At 71.2% G+C, this 23702-nt stretch carries 27 protein-coding genes; 3 read left to right on the top strand and 24 right to left on the bottom strand.

Features of this window, described 5'->3' with window-relative positions:
* Positions 1-32: 32 nt before the first annotated feature.
* The 6 genes from EDD93_RS05295 to EDD93_RS05320 form a co-directional block, all read right to left on the bottom strand.
* Positions 33-482, bottom strand: a complete 450-nt coding sequence (locus EDD93_RS05295) for a hypothetical protein (RefSeq protein WP_123524070.1) — start codon at positions 480-482, stop codon at positions 33-35.
* A 110-nt stretch (positions 483-592) separates the two neighbouring features.
* A complete protein-coding gene (locus EDD93_RS05300; RefSeq protein WP_123524071.1) occupies positions 593-1261 on the bottom strand; it encodes a response regulator transcription factor in 669 nt (222 codons plus the stop codon).
* Entirely contained in the window at positions 1258-2532 is a 1275-nt protein-coding gene (locus EDD93_RS05305; RefSeq protein WP_123524072.1) for a sensor histidine kinase, read from the bottom strand. The genes EDD93_RS05300 and EDD93_RS05305 overlap by 4 nt, the downstream gene beginning before the upstream one ends.
* Positions 2533-2542: 10 nt before the next feature.
* On the bottom strand, positions 2543-3724 hold the full coding sequence (locus EDD93_RS05310; protein WP_123524073.1) for an acyltransferase: 1182 nt from the start codon (positions 3722-3724) through the stop codon (positions 2543-2545).
* Complete coding sequence (locus EDD93_RS05315; RefSeq protein WP_123524074.1) at positions 3717-4673, bottom strand: alpha/beta hydrolase; 957 nt, start codon at positions 4671-4673, stop codon at positions 3717-3719. The genes EDD93_RS05310 and EDD93_RS05315 overlap by 8 nt, the downstream gene beginning before the upstream one ends.
* 254 nt (positions 4674-4927) lie before the next feature.
* Positions 4928-6406 carry a PLP-dependent aminotransferase family protein gene (locus EDD93_RS05320; protein ID WP_123524075.1) on the bottom strand — a complete coding sequence of 493 codons (1479 nt, stop codon included), beginning with the start codon at positions 6404-6406 and terminating at the stop codon, positions 4928-4930.
* A gap of 47 nt (positions 6407-6453) precedes the next feature.
* On the opposite strand from EDD93_RS05320, the gene EDD93_RS05325 reads away from it, so the two are divergent.
* Positions 6454-6960, top strand: coding sequence for a carboxymuconolactone decarboxylase family protein (locus EDD93_RS05325; RefSeq protein WP_123524076.1), 507 nt, complete (start codon positions 6454-6456; stop codon positions 6958-6960).
* A 53-nt stretch (positions 6961-7013) separates the two neighbouring features.
* Positions 7014-7742: an isocitrate lyase/phosphoenolpyruvate mutase family protein gene (locus EDD93_RS05330; protein WP_123524077.1), complete on the top strand. Its 729-nt coding sequence runs from the start codon at positions 7014-7016 to the stop codon at positions 7740-7742.
* Between the two features lie 90 nt (positions 7743-7832).
* Here the strand turns inward: EDD93_RS05330 and EDD93_RS05335 are convergent, their stop codons facing one another.
* The 4 genes from EDD93_RS05335 to EDD93_RS05350 form a co-directional block, all read right to left on the bottom strand.
* Positions 7833-8822, bottom strand: a complete 990-nt coding sequence (locus EDD93_RS05335) for a malate dehydrogenase (RefSeq protein ID WP_024488992.1) — start codon at positions 8820-8822, stop codon at positions 7833-7835.
* Between the two features lie 192 nt (positions 8823-9014).
* Entirely contained in the window at positions 9015-10178 is a 1164-nt protein-coding gene (locus EDD93_RS05340; protein ID WP_123524078.1) for an XRE family transcriptional regulator, read from the bottom strand.
* Positions 10179-10660: 482 nt separating this feature from the next.
* Positions 10661-11338, bottom strand: coding sequence for a DUF3017 domain-containing protein (locus tag EDD93_RS05345; protein ID WP_123524079.1), 678 nt, complete (start codon positions 11336-11338; stop codon positions 10661-10663).
* A 20-nt stretch (positions 11339-11358) separates the two neighbouring features.
* Entirely contained in the window at positions 11359-12225 is an 867-nt protein-coding gene (locus EDD93_RS05350) for a bifunctional methylenetetrahydrofolate dehydrogenase/methenyltetrahydrofolate cyclohydrolase (RefSeq protein WP_123524080.1), read from the bottom strand.
* A 236-nt stretch (positions 12226-12461) separates the two neighbouring features.
* Here EDD93_RS05350 and EDD93_RS05355 point away from each other — a divergent pair, with 236 nt between their 5' ends.
* Positions 12462-13067, top strand: coding sequence for a hypothetical protein (locus tag EDD93_RS05355; protein WP_123524081.1), 606 nt, complete (start codon positions 12462-12464; stop codon positions 13065-13067).
* A 98-nt stretch (positions 13068-13165) separates the two neighbouring features.
* Here EDD93_RS05355 and purH read toward each other — a convergent pair whose 3' ends face one another.
* From purH to EDD93_RS05425, 14 genes are all read right to left on the bottom strand, one after another.
* On the bottom strand, positions 13166-14719 hold the full coding sequence (gene purH / locus EDD93_RS05360; protein WP_123524082.1) for a bifunctional phosphoribosylaminoimidazolecarboxamide formyltransferase/IMP cyclohydrolase: 1554 nt from the start codon (positions 14717-14719) through the stop codon (positions 13166-13168).
* On the bottom strand, positions 14706-15362 hold the full coding sequence (gene purN, locus EDD93_RS05365; protein WP_123524083.1) for a phosphoribosylglycinamide formyltransferase: 657 nt from the start codon (positions 15360-15362) through the stop codon (positions 14706-14708). The genes purH and purN overlap by 14 nt, the downstream gene beginning before the upstream one ends.
* Positions 15363-15836: 474 nt before the next feature.
* On the bottom strand, positions 15837-16322 hold the full coding sequence (locus tag EDD93_RS05370) for a hypothetical protein (protein WP_123524084.1): 486 nt from the start codon (positions 16320-16322) through the stop codon (positions 15837-15839).
* A 49-nt stretch (positions 16323-16371) separates the two neighbouring features.
* Positions 16372-16782: a gas vesicle protein K gene (locus EDD93_RS05375; RefSeq protein WP_123527596.1), complete on the bottom strand. Its 411-nt coding sequence runs from the start codon at positions 16780-16782 to the stop codon at positions 16372-16374.
* Positions 16783-16837: 55 nt separating this feature from the next.
* The gene (locus EDD93_RS05380; protein ID WP_123524085.1) at positions 16838-17050 is read right to left on the bottom strand and encodes a gas vesicle protein; all 213 of its coding nucleotides are present in this window, start codon (positions 17048-17050) and stop codon (positions 16838-16840) included.
* On the bottom strand, positions 17047-17892 hold the full coding sequence (locus EDD93_RS05385; protein WP_123524086.1) for a GvpL/GvpF family gas vesicle protein: 846 nt from the start codon (positions 17890-17892) through the stop codon (positions 17047-17049). The genes EDD93_RS05380 and EDD93_RS05385 overlap by 4 nt, the downstream gene beginning before the upstream one ends.
* Positions 17889-18323 (bottom strand): gas vesicle protein, encoded by a 435-nt coding sequence (locus EDD93_RS05390; protein ID WP_123524087.1) that lies wholly within the window; start codon positions 18321-18323, stop codon positions 17889-17891. Before EDD93_RS05390 ends, EDD93_RS05385 begins: the two co-directional genes overlap by 4 nt.
* 53 nt (positions 18324-18376) lie before the next feature.
* On the bottom strand, positions 18377-19594 hold the full coding sequence (locus EDD93_RS05395; RefSeq protein ID WP_123524088.1) for an SRPBCC family protein: 1218 nt from the start codon (positions 19592-19594) through the stop codon (positions 18377-18379).
* Positions 19587-20201, bottom strand: coding sequence for a hypothetical protein (locus EDD93_RS05400; RefSeq protein WP_123524089.1), 615 nt, complete (start codon positions 20199-20201; stop codon positions 19587-19589). Before EDD93_RS05400 ends, EDD93_RS05395 begins: the two co-directional genes overlap by 8 nt.
* 50 nt (positions 20202-20251) lie before the next feature.
* The gene (locus EDD93_RS05405; protein ID WP_123524090.1) at positions 20252-20509 is read right to left on the bottom strand and encodes a gas vesicle protein GvpG; all 258 of its coding nucleotides are present in this window, start codon (positions 20507-20509) and stop codon (positions 20252-20254) included.
* Positions 20510-20557: 48 nt separating this feature from the next.
* On the bottom strand, positions 20558-21268 hold the full coding sequence (locus EDD93_RS05410) for a GvpL/GvpF family gas vesicle protein (protein ID WP_123524091.1): 711 nt from the start codon (positions 21266-21268) through the stop codon (positions 20558-20560).
* Between the two features lie 2 nt (positions 21269-21270).
* Positions 21271-21705, bottom strand: coding sequence for a gas vesicle structural protein GvpA (locus EDD93_RS05415; RefSeq protein WP_123524092.1), 435 nt, complete (start codon positions 21703-21705; stop codon positions 21271-21273).
* 66 nt (positions 21706-21771) lie between these two features.
* Positions 21772-22089, bottom strand: coding sequence for a gas vesicle protein (locus EDD93_RS05420; protein WP_123524093.1), 318 nt, complete (start codon positions 22087-22089; stop codon positions 21772-21774).
* 337 nt (positions 22090-22426) lie between these two features.
* Entirely contained in the window at positions 22427-23485 is a 1059-nt protein-coding gene (locus EDD93_RS05425) for a YihY/virulence factor BrkB family protein (RefSeq protein ID WP_123524094.1), read from the bottom strand.
* Between the last annotated feature and the right edge of the window lie 217 nt (positions 23486-23702).

A 23702-nucleotide genomic window follows, 5' to 3' on the forward strand; every position in this document is an offset into this window, starting at 1 on the left:
TGGGTGCCGGCTGGCCTGAGGGCGCGTGGGCGCTATTCGGATCGGCGGCGGATTGAGGAGAGCAGGCGGCGCATGCCGACCACATGTCCACCCGTTCCTATGACGAGCCGTCGGTAGAGGCCACCGGCCAGGCCTGGGAAGGCCGCCCGGCTCTCGGCGCGCAACCGTGACCGCCCCGGGCCAACGTGCTCAAGGCGAAAGATCAAGGCATAGGTCGAGAAGCGATGGGTCCCCTGCAGGATCAGCTCATGTCCCGGAACCGCGGCGACCACCCGAAAACCGGGCAAGGTCGAGCCCTCGGCAAGGGGCCTCGGCCCGGACGCCGTGCGCTCGGCAGACCCGACCAGTCGCGCGTATCCGGCCATGCCGGGGCCCGAAAAGACCCCGTCCAAGGCTTCACCCAGATGACACCAGACATCGTCGGTCCCCGCCGCGATGGCCGTCGCATGCTCGTCCACAAACGGCAGCGAAGTAATCTCCATCAAAGCCCTCCCTCAGAGGTTGCCGCCCCGCGCGGCAGAAGGCCGGCCGGAGAGGTCACACCCGCTGTTCGTAGGCCGCCTACGAACGCCGGCCCCTTGGAATCGATCATCTAGAGGCCCGTCGGCCGCACCAGCCCCGTCTCGTACGCGTGCACCGCCGCCTGGGTCCGGTCGCGCAGGCCCAACTTGACCAGAATGCGGCTGACATGGGTCTTCACGGTCTGTTCCGCGACGACGAGCCGGCCGGCTATCTCGGCGTTCGACAGGCCCTGCGCGACCAGCGACAGCACCTCCGTCTCGCGCCCCGTGAGGTCGCCGAGGCGTTCTCTGCTCGGCGGGCGCAGAGGCGCGCTGACCCGGGAGAACTCGGCGATGAGCCGTTTGGTGATGCTGGGGGCGAGTAGCGCGTCCCCGGCCGCCACCACCCGTACCGCCTGGGCCAGTTCGTCGGCCGAGGCGTCCTTGAGCAGGAACCCCGAGGCGCCCGAGCGCAGCGCCTCGTACACGTACTCGTCGAGGTCGAAGGTGGTCAGCACCAGCACCTTGACCTCTGAGCCGGGGGTCTGCGTGACGCGGCGGGTGGCCTCGATGCCGCCGAGACGGGGCATCCGGATGTCCATGAGGACGACATCGGGCGACAGTTGGCCGACCTTCTCGACGGCGTCCACGCCGTCCACGGCCTGTCCGACGACCTCGATGCCGGATTCGGCGTTCAGCAGCACCGTGAATCCCTGCCGGACCATCACCTGGTCATCGGCGATCAGGACGCGAATGGTCATGAGGGGTCCTCCAGGGGAAGCGTCACCAGGACTTCGTAGCCCCCACCGGGGGTCGGCCCGTGGGTGAGGTCGCCGCCGAGCATCGCGGCACGTTCGTGCATGCCCAGCAGCCCGTGACCGGGCCCGGTGCGGGGTGCGGTGGTGGTGCGGGCGGCCGAGTTGGTCACGCGTACGGTGACGGCGGCCGCGTGATGGCACACCTCCACCCGGGCGCGGGCCCCCGGCGCATGCCGCAGCACGTTGCTGAGCGCCTCCTGCACGATCCGGTACGCCGACAGGCCGACCCCCGGCGGCAGCGGGCGCGAGGCGCCCGTCGTGTGCGCGGACACCTCCACTCCCGTCGCCCTCACCCTGCCGACCAGTTCGTCCAGCAGGTCCAGGGTGGGTTGCGGGGCGTGCGGGGCGGCGTCCGCGCCGGAGTCCTCCGAGCGCAGTACGCCCAGGACCTGGCGCAGTTCCGTCAGCGCGTCCACGGCGTTGCCGCGGATGTCCGCCAGATTCGCCAGCAACTCGGGGGTGGGGTCCGCCACGAGGTGCCGGGCGACCTGCGCCTGGATCGAGATCACCGACATGTGGTGGGCGACCACGTCGTGGAGTTCGCGGGCGATGCGGGTGCGCTCCTCCAGCAGGGTGCGCCGGGCCCGTTCCTCCGCGGTCAGCTCCGACTGCTCGGCCAGTTCCGTACGGGACACCCGCAGCGTGCGCAGCGCCGTCCCGATCGCCGCGGCCGTCACGATGATCAGGGAGGCGCGGTCCAGGGCGTGCGCGTGGTTCCGGGTGGTGGCCTGGGCCGCGAGCGACGTCGCGAGCAGCGTGACCACGAGTGCGGTCACCGCCCGGCGCGGCGGGACCCGGAGCGCCAGGAGGAAAAGCGCGCCGGACACGAGCGCTATCTCCGACGCCGTGGGGAACAGCTCACCCGCCCCCAGCACCGGCTCCGAGATCCGCACCCCGACACACATCAGCGCCAGCGACACCCACCAGGCGTGCAACGGACGGACCAGGCCGGCGACCAGCGCCCCGGACTGACACACCACCAGCAGCGACGCGTAGCCCGGGATGCCCGCGCCGGGCGGAACCAGGTCGTACACGTGGACCAGGGCGATCACCGCCGCGGCCAGGGAGAGCAGCATCGCGAACACCGGCCGCCACACGGGCGCCCCGGGCCGGCCAGGGGCGGGCTGCGGATCGACGGGCACCGCCCACAGGTCCTCGTACAGTGCACGCGGCAGTCCGCGCAGCCGACGCCAAGCCCCCGCCACCCCCGTCATGGCCCTCAGCTTAGGCATGACGCGACTTCGGGGCCGGAACGGGGGAAGCGGCCGGGCTCCTGCGTACGACCCGTGAACGGCCGCCGCCCCGTGTCTCGTAGGGGCCGAATACGGCCACGAACACGGCCAGCGCCGCCACGAACACCGGCAGCCAGGCCAGCCGGGCCGCCACCCAGCCTGCGCCGTCGGGCAGGGTGTGCAGTCCGGGCAGTGGACCGCCCAGGTACAGCGCGGTCGATGTCACCGTGATCATCGCCGTCTGGTGCCACAGGAACACCGTCATCGCCGACAGGTTGAGCATCGCCACCGCCGCCCACACGGCCGGCCTCGCCAGCACCCGGCGCAACGGCCCGAGCACCAGCAGGGCGCCCCCGCACTGGGCGAGACCGAAGGTCACGACGGCCAGTGTGGGCGGGTCCAGGTTGGAGAGCCTCCCGCCCGGCACCCCGACCATGGACGCCGGATATCCGGCGAACAGGACCAGCCCGGCCGTGGCCACCAGGCCACCGGCCAGCAGCACCCATCCGCCGCGCCCACCCCGCAGCCCGCCCCGCGCCCACAGCGCCCCCAGGCAGTAGGGGACCAGCCAGCCCGCCACCACGTTGATCCAGCCCAGCCACTGCGGTCCGCCCAGCCCCAGCCGGAACAGATCCACATGCAGCACCACGGCCAGCGGCCACAGCGGATGCAGCCGTGCCACCAGCGGAGTGGCCGCTGTCAGCCCCGCGAAGACCAGCAGGAACCACAGCGGCGACCACACCAGCTTGCCCAGCGCCCGGACCGTACCCTCGTCCACCCCGCCCGCCAGCATCGTCCCGGCCGCCGCGGCCCACACCGCCAGGAGCACCACGACCGGCCGGAACAACCGCGCCCACCGCGCCCGGAGCCAGCTCCCGTACGTCACACCCCTCGGCCGCGCCGAGGCGTACCCCTTCGCCGCGACCGCCCCGCCGACCATGAAGAACACCGCGAGCGTCTGGAACACCCAGGAGACCGGAGCGAGGGCGGGGAGGTAGTGCAGCGGGCTGTCCCCGTGGATGGTGCCGCTGTCGGCGACCAGCGCGGTCACCAGCCAGTGGCCGCCCACCACCCCGAGGATCGCGAACGCCCGCAGCGCGTCCAGGGCGCGGTCGCGGCCTACGGGTGTCGCCGCGTCGATGCGGAGGACGGTACGGCGGACGGGTTCACGCATGGCCGGCCTCCGTCCCGGCGACGATCGCGGCCAGGCTGCGCAGCGACACCGAGCCCGGCCGCAGGTAGTCGCTGTGGCCCGCCGAGCCCGCGTCGAACACCTCGGCACCGAACCCCGGCGCGACGGGGTCCGTTCCGAACCCCACGGTGTGCGGCGGCAGTCCGGCCCTGACGTGCGGCACGTGCGCGATCCAGTCCTGGCTGCCCCGGCCGGCCCAGACGGTGGCCGCGGTGTGCAGGGCGCCGGCGTCGGGCGCGCCGGTGCCGGGGCTGCCGTAGAGCACGATGTCCGCGACGTCGAGACGGGAGGCGCCCCGGGCGCAGACCACGGAGCCGTAGGAGTGGCAGAGGAGCGACATCCGCGCACCCGGCCGCGCCTTGTGCAACTCCGTGACAAGGGAGGTGAGTTGGGGCACTCCGCGGTCGGCTGCGGCTGTCGTCAGTGCCCCTGCGCTCAGCATGGACGGCGCCCGGTAGCCGAGCCACGCCACCACGGCGGACCGCGGGCCCAGGCTGCCGGCCAGGGCCTCGGCGTCCCGTCTGAGCCGCCAGTAGTGGTCCAGGTCGACGCCCGCACCCGGCACCAGGACCGCTATTCGGCGGGCCCCGGCCAGCGTGCCGAAGACCTCGGCGCTGCGGCCGCCGTCGCGTCCGTCGAACGCCAGGAATCGGCGTCCCGTCCCGGTCATCGCCCGCAGCGAACCGGCCCGCCGCCGGTCGCCGTGGTCTTCGGCCGCCCGCAACGCCGCCCGGACGTCCGCGCGGGTGGTGGCGTACCGCGCGTCCAGCGCCGCCGGGGAGTCCGGGGCCAGCGGGGCGAGCGCGGCCGGGACCGGCGCCGGGACAGCGGCGGGGCGCGCCGCCCCCGATACCGGCAGCGCCACGGCCGCGGTCAGGAGCGCGACCGCCGGCACACGCCGCAGTCTGCGGCCGCGTGGGCTTGGCACCATGAAAGGTCCTTCCGTACCGGGGTGTTGGTGAATCCGGTACGGAAGCTACGGGCCGCCCCGCCTCGTCCGCGTCCCTCCCGGGAGCACATCTGCGGGGTAGCTCGCAAGTACTACGGGTACGGGGCGCGGAGGACACGCCGACCACGGCTGCGGCTGCCGTGAGGGGGGACGGAGGCGGCTCCTGCGGATGCGGAGGACCCGCTGATCGCTGCCGGGCCCCGGCCGGATCAACCGGAACGGGGCCCGACGCCCTCTCAGGCGTCCACCACCGCCGAGAGTGCCTGCAACAACGCTTCCAGAGTCCCCGCCCACGCCGAGTCCGTCGGTGTGCCGTACCCCACCACGAGCCCCGCCCACCCCTCCGCCCGCGCGTCGGGATGCCGGAACGCGCCGACGCCCTGAACGGCGAGGCCCAGCCAGTTGGCCGCCTGGATCACCGCGTGCTCGTCGACGCCCGGAGGCAGGCGGAGCACCACGTGCAGGCCTGCGGCGAGACCGGTCACCCCGATGCGCGGCGCCCGCTCGGCCAGGGCCGCCACCAGTTCGTCACGGCGCCGCCGGTAGCCGAGCCGGCGTGCACGGACGTGCCGGTCGTACGCGCCGGAACGAATGAACTCGGCGAGGGTCAGTTGGTCGAGAGCCCCGCAGGAGTCCGAGTACCCCTTCGTTTCGGCCACCTCCGCCACCAGTGATTCCGGCAGCACCATCCACCCCAGACGCAGCCCCGGAGCAAGGGACTTGCTGGCGGTGCCCAGGTAGACGACCCGCTCGGGGTCGAGCCCCTGCAACGCTCCGACCTGCCCCTTCCAGTACCGGACCGGTGACGTGCCGGGTTCCCGGGGCGTGGGGTCCACCGGCTGCCGGTCATAGCGGAACTCGCCGTCGTAGTCGTCCTCCAGGATGAGGCCGCCGGTACTGCGGGCCCAGTCGACGGCTGCGGACCGCCGGTCGGGGTGGAGCGGCACCCCGGTCGGGAACTGGTGCGCCGGTGTCATCAGCAGGGCGCCCGCACCCGGCATCCCGGACAGCTCCGCGGTCCGGCAGCCGAGTTCGTCCAGCGGCAGGCAGGGGATGCGCAGCCCGGCCTCGGCGAGCAGGCGGGTGTGCACGTCGAGCCCGTACGACTCGACGGCCACTTCCCGCACGCGGCGCTGCCGCAGCACCTTCCCCATCGTCCTCAGTCCGTGGACGAAGCCCGAGCAGATGACGATGCGTTCGGGGTCCGCGTACACGCCGCGGGCCCGTGACAGGTAGTCGGCGAGCACGGTGCGCAGTTCGACGCGACCGCGGGGATCGCCGTATCCGAACGCTTCGTTGGGCGCCTCGGTGAGGGCGCGGCGGGCCGCCTTGAGCCACTCGGCACGCGGGAACGTCGACAGGTCGGGCGAGCCGGGCATCAGGCTGTAGGCGGGGCGGGTGCGGGGCGGCCGGGAGCGCGGCGTCGTGGCCGCCGCGCGGCGCGGCTCGGCGCGCTGCGCGACCCGGGTGCCGGAGCCCTGCCGGGCGGTCAGCCAGCCCTCCGCGACCAGCTCCGCGTAGGCGTCCGCGACGGTGTTGCGGGCGATCCCCAGGTCGGCCGCGAGGGAGCGGGACGACGGCAGCCGGGTGCCGGGTGCCAGGCGCCCCGTCCGGGCCGCCTCGCGCAGGGCGTCCATGAGCCCGGTCCGCAGCCCGGTTGCGCCGTTCGGGTCAATGTGCAGGTCGGCGCCGAAAGTGGCCCAGGGATCTGTCATGAAAATGGACCATACCGCTGCGCCACCCCCCGCGTAGCGTCGTATCCATGACCACGAACGAGCACAGCCACGCAACGTCCGAGTACACCACCGAGCACACGCCCCGCATGCAGTGGGCCGAGCACGCCCCCGACGTCTACAAGGCGATGGCCCGCCTGGAGGCCGCGTCCCGCAAGGGTCTCGACCCGGTCGTGGCCGAGCTGGTGAAGATCCGCTCCTCGCAGCTCAACCACTGCGCGTTCTGCCTCGACATGCACACCAAGGACGCGCTCGCGGCGGGCGAGTCCCTCCAGCGGATCGTGCAGCTCAGCGCGTGGGAGGAGTCGCAGCACTTCTACACGCCGAAGGAGATCGCGGCGATCGAGCTGACCGAGGCCATCACCGTCCTGACCGACGGTTTCGTGCCGGACGAGGTGTACGCGAAGGCCGCCGAACACTTCGACGAGGCGGAGCTCGCCCACCTCATCGCCGCGATCGTCACGATCAACGCCTGGAACCGGTTCGCCGTGTCCACCCGGATGGTCCCGGGTCACTACACCCCGGGCGACCACTGACCGCGGTCTCCACCGCGCCCCTCCCCCTCCCCCTGCCCTCAGGAGTCACCGCGATGACCGCGTCCGCCCTCCGCGCTCTGCACCACGGCCGCACCCCGGGTGATCCCCTGGTCCTGCCCGGCCCCTGGGACGCCGCGAGCGCCCGCGTCTTCGAGGACAGCGGGTTCGCGGCCCTGGCCTCTCCGAGCGCGGGCGTCGCGGCGTCGCTCGGGTACGAGGACGGGGCCACGCCCGCCGCCGAGATGTTCGCGGCGGTGGCGCGGATCGCCCGCGCCGTCTCCGTACCCGTGTCGGCCGACATCGAGGCCGGGTACGGGCTGGCGCCGGAGGAGCTGGTGGAGCGGCTGCTCACGGCCGGGGCCGTCGGCTGCAACCTGGAGGACACGGTGGACGGCGTCCTGGTGGATGCCCGGTGGCAGGCGGACCGGCTGGCGGCGGTACGGGCGGCCGCCGGGGACGGGCTGTTCGTCAACGCCCGGGTGGACACGTACGTCACCGGCGTCCCGGACGGCACCGGCCAGGAGGCCGAGACCGTGCGCCGTGCGCTGCTGTACGCGGCGGCGGGCGCCGACGGCGTCTACCCCATCATGGCGCCGCCCGAGGCGCTCCCCCGCCTGGCCGCCGCCGTGACCGTGCCGCTCAACGCGCTCTCCCGGCCGGACGGTCCCGGCCCGCGCCGGCTCGGGGAGCTGGGCGCCACCCGGATCACGTTCGGCCCCGGCCTCCAGCGCCGGGCCATGGCCGCCGTACGCGGATTCGCGGACGAGCTGCGCAGGGCCTGAGAGCCTCGCCCGCACCACGCGGAACACGCAGACGCCCCCGACGGTGCCGGGGGCGTCTGACGTAGTGCGTACCCGCGAACGGGCGGTGGATCAGATGAGGCCGAGCTCGCGGACCGCGTCGCGCTCCTCGGTGAGCTCCTTCACCGACGCGTCGATGCGCGCACGGGAGAACTCGTTGATGTCCAGGCCCTGGACGATCTTGTACGTGCCGTTCTCCGTGGTGACCGGGAACGACGAGATGATGCCCTCGGGGACGCCGTAGGAGCCGTCCGACGGGATACCCATGGAGGTCCAGTCGCCTGCGGCGGTGCCGTTGACCCAGGTGTGCACGTGGTCGATGGCGGCGTTCGCGGCGGAGGCGGCCGAGGACGCGCCACGGGCCTCGATGATCGCGGCGCCGCGCTTGGCGACGGTCGGGATGAAGGTGTCGCCCAGCCAGGCCTCGTCGTTGACGAGCTCGGCGGCGTTCTTGCCGGCGATCTCCGCGTGGAAGATGTCCGGGTACTGGGTGGCCGAGTGGTTGCCCCAGATCGTCAGCTTCTTGATGTCGGAGACGGCGGCACCGGTCTTGGCGGCCAGCTGCGAGATCGCGCGGTTGTGGTCGAGGCGGGTCATCGCGGTGAAGCGCTCGGCCGGTACGTCCGGGGCGGCGGCCTGCGCGATGAGCGCGTTGGTGTTGGCCGGGTTGCCGACGACGAGGACCTTGATGTCGTCCGCGGCGTTGTCGTTGATCGCCTTGCCCTGCGGCTTGAAGATGCCGCCGTTGGCGGAGAGCAGGTCGCCGCGCTCCATGCCCTTGGTGCGCGGGCGGGCGCCGACGAGGAGGGCGACGTTGGCACCGGCGAAGCCGACGTTGGCGTCGTCGGTGATCTCGATGTTGCGCAGCAGCGGGAAGGCGCAGTCGTCGAGCTCCATCGCGGTGCCCTCGGCCGCCTTGAGCCCCTGCGGGATCTCCAGGAGACGCAGGTTGACCGGCACGTCCGGGCCGAGCAGGTGGCCGGAGGCGATGCGGAAGAGCAGCGCGTAGCCGATCTGGCCGGCTGCGCCGGTCACGGTGACATTCACGGGAGTGCGGGTCATGGCGATCTCCGTTAGACAGCTGGCGGTGGGGGCTCCTGGCCCCTGGTGCTGGACATCCCTGAATCTTGATGTGAAGAGATATCCAGCGATCAGGCTATCCGACCCGGAACCCCGTGGCCGCCCGGCCCCCTGTGGCACCGCACACAACCGGTCACTGCGCGCTCATCGCGCCGCCCCGGCCGCGGGAGCGGGCTACCCGGCCGCTTCGGCCGTGCACCCCTTCGTGCCGGTGGCGAGGGTGGCGCACGCCTTGACGTCCGCGACCTGCTTCACGGCGACCATCGGGGTGTACGTGTCGGCGGCGCCGGACACCGTGCCGTCCTGTCCGGCGCCGCCCGCGCTGATCCGCACGAGGTCGCCGGTGGCCGCCTTGGTGATCCGGGCCCACGCGGCCCCGCAGGTCTCGCTGTAGCGCACCTCGACGACGCTTGCGCCGACGGTGGCGCTGGAGACCGTACGCACGTGCTTGCCGCCGCAGCCCATGTCCTCGGGGTCCTGTCCGGCGCAGTCGGAGCCGTTGCAGCCGACCCCGGCGGGCAGTTGCGGCGCGCTGGAGGTGGGCGTCGGGGAGGGTGCGGCTGCCCTGTCGGCGTCGGAGTCGCCACCGGGGCCGGTCATCAGCACGACTCCGGTCACCGCCAGCAGGACACCGAGCGCGGCCACGGCGATCACGAGCTGTTTACGGCGGCCGCTGTCGCGGCCCCCGGCGCTGCCGCGCCTTGTGCCGTCCTGGCCTCCGCTGTACTGCTGTGCGGGCGGGTAGCCGGGCAGCGGCTCCGCGCCCATCGCGCCCATCGCCTGGCCCGGCCAGGCCAGCGGCTTCTGCGACTGGGGCTGGGGCTGAGGTTGGGGCTGCGACTGCGACTGCGACTGGGGCTGCTGAGGGATCGGGGGAACGGTCCCGCGCTGGACCGGGACGGACGGCGAGGGTCCCGCCCCGCTCGCACCGGCCGCACCCTCCGCCGTGCCGACGGCGCCGGACGGACGGCTCCTGTCATGGCCGCGCGAGGGCTGCCCGGTCTCACCGAGCGCCGCACGCGCCTGGATTATCCGCATGCCCTCCATCGTCATGTCGTGGCGCATCTCGGCGCGGCTCCAGGCCCGTTCCGTCAGCTCCCACATGGTGTTCAGATGGAACTGGTTGGTGCCCGTCACCTCGGCCAGCGCGACGATCGCGCCTCTGGGGGCGAGCAGCCGCCCGTTCAGGTACCGCTCCCACGACGTCTTGCTGTACCCCGTGCGGTCGGCCAGCGCCGCGATGCTCAGGCCGCTGCGGTCGACGAGCCTGCGCAGCTGGCCCGCGAACTCCCTCACCTGTGGGTCGAGATCCTCCGGCAGTGCCTTCCAACGAGGCATGACTTCCCCCTACTTCCCATTCCCGCTTCACGTCGTCCCGGCTTCCGCCGGCCTTGGACGCGCCCTGCGCATCGCACGCCACTCCCCCTAGTCCGGAACCGGTGGTCTTCCGTTCCGGACTACCCAGGGAGATGCGCGAACGCAGACTGCCAGTTCCAGGAGAGGTGGCGCACGGTTGCACTCGTACGTCCGGCACGCACCCTCGCGCGCCCCTGCCTCGCCGGCCCACCGGCCGTCCGTCGACTGGCCGCCGGGCCAGTCTGCCATCGTTGCCTGACGATCACACCGTGGCGGAATGGTCACTTCCGTGCCACAGGCCACAGTCATGCCTTGAACAGACCTCTCCCAGCCACAAAGCTGGAGTCAGGACGGGGCAAGGCCGCTCAACTCGCCGCATTCCGGAGCTTTTCGCTCCGGCGGGCCCCGCCCCCGGTGTCCGTCCCTTCTCGGGGGAGGGGACGGGCACCGGTGAGCGGCAGGGTTCAGCGGATCGTGAAGTGGACCGCGTTCTCCAGGAACGGGATGTCCAGCCACGGCTTGGGCTGGGCCATCAGCGAGAGCATCACGATGAGGACGCCCAGCAGTCCGTACGTCACCAGGTCCGTGAAGCGGGAACGCACCGCGAGCATGCCCACCGAGGGGATCACGAGGCGGAGTACCGCGCCCCCGATGAGGGCGACACCGATCAGTATCGTGCCGATCCGGAAGGCCTCGTCGAAGGGGTCGGTGGCCACGATCAGCAGGCCGATCGCGGCCGTGGAGAGCACCGCGAGCAACGGCCACTGACGGGCGGGCGCCGGGGCGTCCCGGCCCGCCGCCCGGCCGCCGCCCTCGGGGCGCGCGGTGTCCGTGGTGAGCGCCGCCGCCTCGCGCGAACGGCCCGTCGCGGGCCCCTCGGCGGGCGCGGGTGCCAGGTGGCTGCCGGTGCGGCCGTCCGCGTCGTCGCCGGCGGTCCCGTCAGCGGCCCGGTCCCCGGCGCCGTCCTGTGCCGCTGCGGCTGCCGCTTCGGCGTCCGCATTCACGTCCGCCTCCGCTTCCGCGTCCACGTCCGCTGCGGGTTCCGCTTCTGCTTCCGCCTCGTCGCCCGTGACCGGCTCGGCCCGCTCGGCGGCCGGCCCGTCCGCTGCGGCGCGGTCGGCCGGACTCGTACCAGCACCCATGGAGTTCCTTCCGGTCCGGATCAGCCTGCGGCCGGGGCGGAGTCGCGCTCGGCCGCCTCGACCACGTTGACGAGCAGCTGGGCGCGGGTCATCGGGCCGACGCCGCCCGGGTTGGGGGAGATCCACGCGGCGACCTCGGCCACGCCCGGGTGGACGTCACCGACGATCTTGCCGTTCTCGTCCCGGCTGACGCCGACGTCGAGCACGGCCGCGCCCGGCTTCACGTCCTCGGGCTTGATGATGTGCGGCACACCGGCGGCGGCGACGATGATGTCGGCCTGACGCAGCTGGGCGGAGAGGTCACGCGTACCGGTGTGGCACTGCGTCACCGTGGCGTTCTCCGACTTACGGGTCAGCAGCAGCGGAATCGACCGGCCGATGGTGACACCGCGTCCGACGACCACGACGTGCGCGCCGTTGATCTCCACCCCGTGGTGGCGGAGCAGCTGCACGACACCCTGCGGGGTGCAGGGCAGCGGGCCCTTCTCGTTGAGCACGAGCCGGCCGAGGTTCATCGGGTGCAGACCGTCGGCGTCCTTGGCCGGATCCATCAGCTCCAGGACCCGGTTGGTGTCGATCCCCTTGGGAAGCGGCAGCTGCACGATGTATCCCGTGCACTCGGGATCGGCGTTGAGCTCCCGTACGACGTCCTCGATCTCGTCCTGGGTGGCGGTGTCGGGGAGTTCGCGCTGGATGGAGGCGATGCCGACCTGCGCGCAGTCGCGGTGCTTGCCGGCCACGTACCACTTGCTGCCCGGGTCGTCACCCACCAGGAGGGTTCCCAGGCCGGGGGTGATGCCCCGTGCCTTGAGGGCCGCCACGCGGACGGTGAGATCGGACTTGATCGCGGCTGCGGTGGCCTTGCCATCGAGAATCTGGGCAGTCATGTGCACATACTCGCGGATGACCCCGCCCTCGTACCAATTCTGCGTGCGGGGCATGACCGGCTGATTGCACTTGCACAACGCATAGGGCAACCGACTGGACAAAAAGACGATGTCACGACGACGATGAGCCGCGCAGAACGCGGACAGTGTCGGGGGGACAGACCGTTCTTAATGCGCAGCTTTCCTCCGCCCGGACCGCATCGTCCCCGCATATTTCACAACGGAGGAATCTCGCCATGAGCAACGGCGACCCGAACAACCCCTACGGCCAGCCGCAGCCGGGCGGGCAGCCGGGATACGGCTATCCGCAGCAGACCCCGCAGGACGTGCCGCAGCAGGGCTATGGCTACCCCAGCGCCCCGCCGGTCAACCCGCAGTTCGGTGGCGGTTACGGCGGCTACGGCGCCATGACGGAGATGCCGGGCGGTGTGAAGGCCGCCCGCGTCATGCTCTACGTGATCGCGGGCCTGCAGGTGATCGGCATGATCCTCATCGCGATCAGCGCGGTCGCCGTCAGCGCCGCGAAGAACGACGAGACGCTGAAGGACGACGTCGACTTCCAGCAGTTCGCCGACTACTCCTCCGGCGCCCTGTGGGGCGTCGCGGTGATCGTCCTGCTCTGGGGCGCGCTCGCCGTGTTCCTGGCCGTGAAGTTCGGCAAGGGCGGCAACGGAATCCGCATCACCGCGATCGTCTTCGCGTCCATCAGCGCGCTGCTGGGGCTCTACCCCTTCGTCCTCGTCGGTCTGGTCCACACGGTTCTCTCCGTGCTGATCATCGTCTTCGTCGCCAAGTCCGACGGCGGCGCCTGGTTCAACCGCCAGCAGCAGCCCCAGTACTGAGCGCTCGGTACTGGCCGCTCAGCACGCGGCACACTCACGAACAGACCGAAGGCCGTGCTCCCCTCGTTCCGGGGCGCACGGCCTTCGGCCTGTTCGGCTCAGTGGAAGAAGTGCCGGGTCCCCGTGAAGTACATCGTCACGCCCGCCTTCTTCGCGGCCTCGACCACCAGCTCGTCACGGACCGAACCGCCCGGCTGGGCCACGGCCCTGACGCCGGCGGCGGTCAGGATCTCCAGCCCGTCGGGGAAGGGGAAGAAGGCGTCGGAGGCCGCGTACGCGCCCCGGGCCCGCTCCTCGCCCGCACGCTCGACGGCCAGCTTCGCGGAGTCGACGCGGTTGACCTGGCCCATGCCGACGCCGACCGAGGCGCCGTCCTTGGCGAGCAGGATCGCGTTGGACTTGACCGCGCGGCATGCCTTCCACGCGAAGGCGAGCTCACGGAGCTCGGCGGCGGAGAGCGCCTCGCCGGTGGCCAGCGTCCAGTTGGCCGGGTCGTCGCCGTCGGCCTGGAGGCGGTCGGTGACCTGGAGCAGCGCGCCGCCGTCGATCGGCTTGACCTCGACCTCGGCGGACGGGGCGTCGGGACAGCGCAGCACCCGGATGTTCTTCTTGCGGGCGAGCACCTCGACGGCGCCGTCCTCGTACGCCGGGGCGACGATGACCTCGGTGAAGATCTCCGCGACCTGCTCGGCCATGGCGACGGTCACCGGGCGGTTGACGGCGATGACGCCACCGAACGCCGACAGCGGGTCACAGGCGTGCGCGTTGCGGTGCGCCGTCGCGACGTCGTCGGCGATCGCGATGCCGCACGGGTTGGCGTGCTTGATGATCGCGACGCACGGCTCGGTGTGGTCGTACGCGGCCCGGCGCGCGGCGTCGGTGTCCGTGAAGTTGTTGTACGACATCTCCTTGCCGTGCAGTTGCTCCGCCTCGGCGAGGCCCCCCTCGCCGGAGGTGTAGAGCGCGGCGGGCTGGTGCGGGTTCTCGCCGTAGCGCAGGACGTTCTTGCGCTCGTAGGTCGCACCTGTGAAGTCGGGGAAGCCCGAGTCGTCGGCCGCGGCGTAGTCGGCGGCGAACCAGGAGGCGACGGCCACGTCGTACGCGGCGGTGTGCTGGAAGGCCTCGGCGGCGAGCCGCTTGCGGGCGGTCAGGTCGAAGCCGCCCGCCTTGACGGCGGCCAGCACGTCGGCGTAGCGCTCGGGGCTGGTGACGACGGCGACCGAGGGGTGGTTCTTGGCGGCGGCACGGACCATCGACGGGCCGCCGATGTCGATCTGCTCCACGCACTCGTCGTCCGAGGCGCCGGAGGCGACGGTCGCCTTGAACGGGTAGAGGTTGACGACCACCAGGTCGAACGGCTCCACGCCCAGCTCGGCGAGCTGCTCGCGGTGGGCGTCCAGGCGCAGGTCGGCCAGGATGCCGGCGTGGACGCGCGGGTGCAGCGTCTTGACGCGGCCGTCGAGGCACTCGGGGAAGCCGGTCAGCTCCTCGACCTTGGTGACGGGCACTCCGGCGGCCGCGATCTTCCCGGCGGTCGAACCGGTGGAGACCAGCTCGACACCCGCCTCGTGCAGACCGCGGGCGAGGTCTTCGAGCCCCGTCTTGTCGTAGACGCTGACCAGGGCGCGGCGGATGGGCTTATTCACCGACATGATCGAGATGAACCTTTCGTCCCTCAATGCGATAGCCGTCACGGGCGAGCCGCCCCACGGCCTCGACGAGCAGTTTGCGCTCGACTTCCTTGATGCGTTCATGGAGGGCCGCTTCGCCCTCCGGGGTGTCCTCTTCGGTCACCTCGACCACGCCCTGCGCGATGATCGGACCGGTGTCGACGCCGTCGTCGACGAAGTGGACGGTGCACCCGGTGACCTTCACGCCGTACGCGAGCGCGTCACGCACTCCGTGGGCACCGGGAAAGCTGGGGAGCAGGGCGGGGTGGGTGTTGATGATCCGGCCGCCGAACCCGGCGAGGAACTCCTTGCCGACGATCTTCATGAACCCTGCGGACACGACGAGGTCCGGGCGGTGCGCGGCGGTGGCGGCGGCGAGCGCGGCATCCCACTCGGCACGCGTCGTGTGGTCCTTGACCCGGCACACGAACGTGGGGATTCCGGCCCGCTCGGCCCGCTCCAGACCGGCGATCGCGTCACGGTCCGCGCCGACCGCCACGACCTGTGCGCCGTACCCCCCGGGGTCGTCGCCGATCGCGTCGAGCAGGGCTTGGAGGTTCGTACCGGAGCCGGAGACCAGCACGACCAGTCGGGCCGGGGCGGCGGAGGAGAGCGGGGAGGCCACGGCTGGGCCCTTTCTCGCGTATGGAGCAGTTCGAAGCGGCCGCACCACGGCGGCCCTGTTGTTTGTACGGTCGTACGAAAGAAGCACGCCCCCCGATACGGGGGACTCTACGAACGAGCCGACCGTCAGCAACGATACCGGCACCTCGCGAGGCCCCTGCGTGACGGGGGTGAGGGACCGGCGGCGCTCCGGCCGGTGCCGGGAGCAAGTGCCGGCAGTGCTCCAGTGCGAAAGATCCAGCCCCGGACCGCCTGACGGCGATCATGACGGAGGGGACGCCGACCCGCCCGGAATCAGCCCGCGCGGCGCGGGCGCCTCCTGCTCACCGCGGCCGTGCACGCACCCACGGCAGAGCCCCCGTCGACGCGATCCGACGGGGGCTTCACCACGGTCCTCGACCCTGGCTGCTGAACACCGAACGCGGGCGGCCGCCCGGTGGGAACCGGCGCAGGAGGCCCGGGGTCCCTTCCGCGGTCAGATCCTGCCGCGTGCCAGCCGGGTCAACGGGCCCGTCGGCGGCCTGGCGGTCGACCGGCCGATGGCGAAGGCCGCTCCGGCGACGCCGGCGACCCCCGCGGTCGCGCCGACGGCGACCGCCTTCCTGTGCTTGATGACGGTCCAAGCGGTGGTGGCCACGCTCGCCGCCTTGGCCACGTTGGCCGTCACCGCCTGCTGCCCGGTCTGGAGGCCGGCAGCCGCGGCACGTCCGACGCGCCCGGTGGACCCAGCGGCAGCGCGCACAGTGTCCGACGCCGAGTCCTTGACGCCCCCCGCTGCGGCGCCGGCCTGCTTGCCGACGGTCTCACCGGCTTCGGCCGTCTTCCGGGCCGCAGGAGCCTTACGGGCGGTGGTGGTCTTACGGGCGGTGGTGTTCTTACTGGCGGTGGTGCCCTTACTGGCGGCGGAGGTCCTGCCCTTGCTCGGGGTGGAGTTCTTGGTGTCCTTGCTTTCAGTAGTCATGGTCTCCTCCTTGCCTCGGTGCTGCTTCGAAAACCTGGGTGATGCCGACTCAGGAGCCGTTGTGCGGGAGCAGGGAGCCGAGCGGACCCAGGTCGAGATTGAGGTCGTCCATGGTCAGGCCGTACCGGTCACACAGCTCCGTCATGCGTTCGTGAAGGATCATCAGCGTCATACCGATCCGCTCCTCCTGCTCCTCGCTCAGGTCTTCCTTCTCGACCCGGTGGATCGCGGTACGTTCCATGAGCTGGCGGAGCAGTTCGACGATGGTGAGCACCAGCTTGATGAGATCCCGCTCCACGGTGTCCGGGTCGGTCCGCAACCGCTGGGCGGTGGCCGAGGTACCCCGGTCGTCCGGTTGCGCGGGAGCCAGCCCGAACGTCCGGGCTGCGGCGAGCGCCACTTCCTCGACGGTCGCGGCGGGCGCGGCCGGCGCCGGCTGCGTTCGATCGCTCTCGGTCATCGCGTCTCCCTCCTCGCCCCGGCGTTCCGGCCGGGTGCGGAACCGGGCCATGGGCTCACCACGGTGCGGGCTCCTCACCGGTGATCGACCGGATCACCGCTCGAAGGTTGATGTGGACGAGATCCACATCGGCGATGGACAGCACGAGATCGCCTGTGAGCACGGCGCCGCCGTTCAACAGGCGGTCCAGGAGGTCGATCAGTGCGATGGGCGGGCCGCCCCGGGCCTCGGTGTCACCGAGTACGCCACCGACGATGTCCGTACTCACCGTGCCCCACCACCGTCCGCGCCCTGCGCGGCCGGAGCGGTGGCGAACGAGTAGGGCGCCCAGGGCCCCGTCACCTCCACCGAGACACCTGGTGTGCCGTCGGCCAGGGCGGCGAGCTCGCGCCGCAGCTGCTCCGTGTGCGTCAGGGGCACCAGATAGGCCTCGTTGGCCACGTTCACCCCGGGGTGCGAGGCGAGTTGTCCCTGCTGCGGACGGTGGACCGCCCGCGCGGCGGCCACGCTCTGCGCCAGCTGTCCGGCACGGGCGGCCAGCTCGGACGCTGCCCGGTAGGCGTCCCGGCTGTTGCGCTGGTCGGCCCGGCGCTGCCGCAGGTAGTCACGCCCCGTCCCGGCCGCGACGGACGTCACGGTGGCCGGCACCGGTACGGCCGCCGACGGATCGGCGTAGACCTTCACCCCCAGTTCGACGTGACCCTCCAGCCGGCCCAACAGCTCCTGGAACTGTTCGCGTTGACGGGCCAGCATGTCGACGACCCGGGTGTCGTCCAGATAGACCGTGGCCAGCCGCATGGGCAGGACGGCAGTCTCGGCGAACGCGGCCTCCACCACGGCGTGATGGGCGCGGGCGACCGCTTCGAGCCGCTCCAGATCCTCCATCTGCGCGGCGAGGCCCTGCTCGCTGAACGTCCCCGCCGGTACGGGGGAAACGAGCGCGCACAGCCCACCCTCGCCGACCGGATGCAGGGGGCGGCCGTCCACACCCGGCAGCCCGGAGACGAGCGCGCGCAGGGCCGGGCCGTCACGGCCCACGGCGTAGACGTACGTCATCTCCTCGGTGTCCGGGGCCGGAAGGCCGACGGGCGCGTCCGCTCCGGTGCTCATCGTTCCTCCTTCTGCTCGGCCCGAACAGCCCGGCCCCCGGCGTCCGTGGCACCCTCGGGAAGCCCGGCGGCCTCCCGCAGCCGCGCCAGTTCGGCGCGGAGCTGCTCGTTCTCCTCGGCCAGGCTGTCGCTCCCCGGCCGGGCCTCGGTCTCCCGCGCGGGGCGGGCCCGGGAGGACAGCGAGGGGTCGTGCTCCCACCAGTCGATGCCCATCTCCTTGGCCTTGTCGACGGAGGCGACGAGCAGCCGGAGCTTGATGGTGAGCAGCTCGATGTCGAGCAGGTTGATCTGGATGTCACCGGCGATGACGATGCCCTTGTCCAGCACCCTTTCCAGGATGTCGGCGAGGTTGGCCGAGGAACCCTGCTGCCCGTATGCCGGGGCGGCCGCCCTGGGCGGCGCCGGCAGTCGGCCGGCGAGTGAATCGGACACGGTCTCTCACGCCTTTCCGTGGGGTGTCGGTGGGGGTCTGTGCGCTGCCCCGGTCACCGGTCGGCGGCGGCCGTACGACGGCGGGAGCGGCGGGCCGGGCGGGGCTCCTCGGCCTCGTCCTCGTACGCGGGCTCGTCCTCCTCGTCCGCGACGTCCTCGGCTTCGTCCTCCGGCTCGTCCAACTCGTCCACCGGCTCCTCGTCGGCGTCCTCGTCCTCGACGTCGTCGTCCTCGACGTCCTCGTCCGCGACGTCCTCGACGTCCTCGGTGTCTTCGTCGTCGGCGTCTTCGTCGTCGTCGTCGGCGTCTTCGTCGTCGTCGGCGGCCGGCTCCTCGTCGGCCGGCTCCTCGTCGTCGTAGTCGGGTTCGGCCTCCTCGCCGGGCTCCCCGTCCTCGGAGACGTCGCCGTCGGCGCCCTCGTCGTTCTGCGCCTCTTCCTCTTCGACGGCCTCGTCATGGCTGACGACCACTTCACCGTCACGGATCTCGCCGCGCCAGCTGTCGGTCGCCTCGCCGCGCATCATGATGAACTTCCGGTACAGCTTCAGATCGAGCCGGGCCCGGCGGCCCTGGGCGCGCCAGATGTTGCCCGTCTTCTCGAACAGGCCCTTGGGGAAGTACTCCAGGACCAGCAGAACGCGGGTGAGCCCGTCGGTGATCGCGTGGAAGGTGACCACGCCCTTGACGGTGCCCTTGGCGCCTTCGGTGGTCCAGGTGATGCGTTCGTCGGGCACCTGCTCGGTGACGTTCGCCTTCCAACTGCGCGTGGACTTGGCGACCTTCACCTTCCAGTTGCTGCTGGTGTCGTCCGCCTTCTCCACACTCACAACGCCCTTGGCGAACGAGCTGAACTCCTGGAACTGCGTCCACTGGTCGTACGCCTCGCGGACCGGCACACCGACGTCGATGTCCTCGACGATGGTGACGCTCTTGGACTTGCCCCCGCCGGACTTGCGCCCCTTGCCGAACAAACCCTTGACCTTGTCCTTGATCGTGTCCTTGACGTGGGAGGCGCCCGCGCTCAGCGCGGCCTGGCCGGGCGACTTGCCCTCGCTGAGGGCCTGCCCGCCCTTGGCGAGGCTCTTGAAGGCACCCCCGCCGCTGCCCGGCTCCGCGAGCTTGGACACCGAGTCACCGAGCCGGTGTCCCAGCTGGGTCACCGCGTGTTCGGCACGCGCCCGGACGTAGTTCTGCAGTTCGTCCTTGAGGCGGTCGGTGGCCGGGTTCTTGACCACGTCGTCCTTGATTCCGCCGAGTGTGGATTCAGGCATTGCCGCCTCCCCGGGTCTTGCGGGCGGCGGAGGCCGCGGTCTTGCGTGCGGTGCCGCTGCGGCTGCGCGCGGGGGCGGAGGCCTTGCTCGCGCTCCCGGACCGGCTGCGGCTCGACGACGACCGGCTCCCCGAGCCCGACTTGGTGCCCGATTCGGAGCTCTTGGAGCCCGACTTGGAGCCGGACCTGCGGGGAGCGCTCTTGCGCGTCCCGCCCCCGTCGGTGTCCTCGTCCTGCTCCGTCTCGGCCTCGTCGTCGGCCGCCGTGCTGTCCTCGACGTCCTCCTCCGGCTCCTCGTCATCGGCCCCGGGCCCGGCCGCCAGCGCCTGGGTGCGCTGCTGGAGCGAGTCGGCCAGACTGCCGGCCCGCTGCGTGACGGCCTTGGTAGCCGCCGTCCTGGTGGCATCCACCAGTTCCTTGCGCACCTGGTCGTTGAGGGAGCCCAGGACCGGAGAAGCGGCGAGCGTCTTGCCGAGCTGCCTCGGGTCGAGGTCGAACTTCTTGCCGATGAGGAACATCCCGAACCCCAGGGCGAGTTTGGCCTTCTTCGTACGCCCCAGCAGGTATCCCCCCACCAGAGCGGCACCTATCTTGGCATTTTTCGTCATCTGAACTGCACCTCGGATCTCCCCCTGTCACGTGTGGTTGGAGCTGATGGTCATGGCGTGGACCGTTTGCTCTGTCGGTACTCCTCGATCGCGTCGAGGCGGTCGAGGAGTTCGTCCTCGCACCGGTCGAACTCGTCGGCGTCGATGAGGCCGTTGTTCAGGTCCTGTTCCAGCTGCGCGAGCCGGGCGCGCACCGGCTCGGGGTCGTAGTACTCGTCCTCAGCGGCCTGAACCACTTGTTCGAGTACCCAGACCGACCCCCGTACGGGAGCCAGCGGCAGGGTCAAGATGGTGGTGACAAGGCCCATGGCGGCAGATCACCTCCACTCTCCTGGGAGCCGGACGGGCCGCGGTGATCAGACGAAGCTGTACGGCGGCAGCGGCCCGGTCAGGGTGTACGAGTACCCTTCGCCCCGCTGGTCCGCCTCGCGCTGGACCGCGTTCACGAAGGTGTCGGTGCCTGCCCGGGGCACGAGGAAGGACAGGTTGAGGAACTGCTGGGGTGCGGGCTCCGCGTGCGAGCTGCGGGTGGCCACGTCGGCCAGCCGGGCCGCCACTTCCGCGGCCTCCCGCTCGTGGCGGGCGCTCACCTCACGGGCCACCAGCTCCCCGAGGGCGACTCGATCCTCGTGGCCGCCCTGGGCGCGGGTCCGCTCGTTGAGCTGCCGTATCTCGTCGGATTCGGCCATGATCTCCCGCAGGAGATCCTCCTCGTCCCGGCCGGCCTTCAGGTTGTACTCCACCTGGCCGTCCAGCTCCGTCAGCCGCTCACGGTAGGCGTCGGCCTCCCGGTCCAGGGCCGCGGTGACCTCTTCGTCGTCCGGCCCCACCAGACCGAAACGCATGGGCAGGGTCGCACCGCCCGCCATCAGCGACTCCAGCACGCTCTGGTGGGCCATGACGTCCCGCCGCTTCGCGCGAAGCCCGGGAGGGGCGTCGCTGACCACGGCGGCGAGCCGGTCGGTCTGCAGGGTGCGCAGTTCCGAGGGCGGTTCGCCCACGCCGTGCAGGCCGTTCAGGGGCAACGGGTGGTCGGCACGGGTAATGGCGTAGATGTAGGTGGGCACCGCTACTCCTGTCGCTGGGACTGACGGCTGGATGTGGACTTGCGGGCAGGACGCTTACGAGGCTCCTCCTCGGATTCCTCGCTCTTGCCCTGCAACGACTCGCTGAACGCTTCGACGGCTCCGGTCAGCGCGCCCTTGGACTTGCCTTTGGCACCGTTCTCCGTCATGTCGCCGACCAGATCGGTCAGCTGGCTCGGCGCCTTGCGGCCGGACTCGAGGTCGAGCCGGTTGCAGGCCTCGGCGAACCGCAGATAGGTGTCGACACTGGCGACCACCACCCGGACATCGATCTTGAGGATCTCGATGCCCACCAGGGATACGCGGACGAACGCGTCGATGACCAGGCCGCGGTCGAGTATGAGCTCAAGAACGTCGTAGAGATTTCCTGAGCCGCCGCTCCCTCCGGCCGTCGCATTGCTCTGCTGCACGAGTGTCATGGGAACTCCTTTCAGAGATCTACGTCTTGTCCGGTCACGTCATTCCGATTGACTGACGACGTGATTTCAGCGCCGATCGATCTGGCCTCTGGCGTATCGACGCAGCCGTTCGTAAGCCATGAGCCTTCCCTGCGGATCGAGTTGCACCCGGTAGGAGGCCATAACGCTCATGGTGTCCGGAACCCTCTCCAGCTCAAGAACCTCCACATCCGCCGCCCAGCCGTCCTCGGTCGCCTTGACCGCCGAAACGGAGCCGGGCTCGCACTGGAGCAATTCTGTGAGCTGCGCGGAGGCCTGCCGCATAGCGGTAGGGACGTCAACGCGCTTTTCGTCGTGCGCCTTATCGGTGTCGTGCTCCTTATCGGTGTCCTTTTCGGTACTCATCCTCCGCCTGTCGCCGGGGAGGGCCGCTCGCTGGTCGGCCTCCGTCGTTCGTGGCTTACGTTCGCCTGCCCTTGCAGTCCGGACGTATGCACGAACGAAGCAGGAATGACGAGACGCCTTCCCGGCAACGGATTTGTCTCTCTGTCAACGATGTGAAGAAAGCCCCAGTCCAAGGCGGTCCCGGCCGCCCGCAGGGGCGTCCGGAACCGACACACCGGCCACGAAGGAGCCGGCCATGGAATTCTCCGGACTCGTCAGCGCCCCTGGCCGGAACGGAACGCCGGTACCGAGGGCCGGTGTTCCGTCCCGCGTACGAGCGGCGCGGCACGCCGGCCGTTCAGCCGCTGCGCACGTCGCTGGAGGGGCCCGTCTCGCCCATCGACCGACGGTCCTCGTCGGACCACGCACGGGTGTCGCGGGGCTCGACGTAGGGCTCCTCGAACGGCGGGTGGCCGCCCAGAATGGCGCGTTCACGAGCCATCTCCGCATCGAACTCCAGGCCCAGCAGGATGGCCACGTTCGTGATCCACAGCCAGATCAGGAAGACGATGACGCCGGCCAGCGCACCGTAGGTCTTGTTGTAGGACCCGAAGTTGGCGACGTAGAGCGTGAAGCCCACGGAGGCGGCCACCCAGATCAGCAGCGCCAGGACACTGCCCAGGGAGCCGAAGGTGACGCCTCGGCCCTTGGCGTTCGGGGCGCCCCAGTACAGGATCGCCAGCATGACGGCCACGCAGAGCACCAGGGCCGGCCACCTCGCGATGGACCAGACCGTGAGCGCGGTGTCGCCGATGCCCAGCAAGGCGCCGAGCTCACGGGCGATACCCCCGGTCAGCACCACCATCAGGGCGCTGACACAGGCCAGGATCATGAGCACCAGGGTGAGCCCGACGCGGACCGGCAGCACCTTCCACAGCGGCCGGCCCTCCGGCAGGTCGTAGACGGAGTTCGACACGCGCATGAAGGCCGCCACGTACCCGGAGGCGACCCAGAGTGCGCCCGCCAGGCCGACGACCGCCATGACCGAACCGGTGCCGCCGCTGCCCTCCAACTGGGTGATCGCGCTCTTGGTCACGTCCTTGGCGACCCCCGGCGCCAGCTTCTCGACGTTGTCCAGCACCTTCTGCGTAGTCGATTCACCCGCCAGCCCGAGGAACGAGACGAGTACCAGGAGGGCTGGGAAGAGTGACAGAACCCCGTAGTACGTGAGCCCTGCGGCGCGGTCGGTCAGCTCGTCCTGCTGGAACTCCTTCGCCGTCCGCTTGAGGACCGCCCACCAGGACGCCTTGCCCAGCTGGGTCGGGGCGTCCGGTGCCTCGCGCTCCACCTGGACGTCCGGCCCCGCCTCCGTGTCCTGATCTCTTTCCTTTTCCTTGCCGTGCTGTTCGTTTGCCATGAACGGCGGCTACCCCCGCCGGCGTCGTTATGCAGACCGGCGAGTCGGAGACGGTCCGGGAAGGCGCGCGACCAGCAGTTGCCTACCGAAAACGGTCAGCCGGGCATGCGGTGGGGCACGGAGACCTCCGCGCGGTGAGTTCCTGGACAGCTGCCACCGCACCGGAGGTCTTCGCCATGTTCAGGACCAGACCGGTGTCGACAACGCTCGTGATCAA

Origin of the sequence: Streptomyces sp. 840.1 (assembly GCF_003751445.1) — a bacterium.
GTDB lineage: Bacteria > Actinomycetota > Actinomycetes > Streptomycetales > Streptomycetaceae > Streptomyces.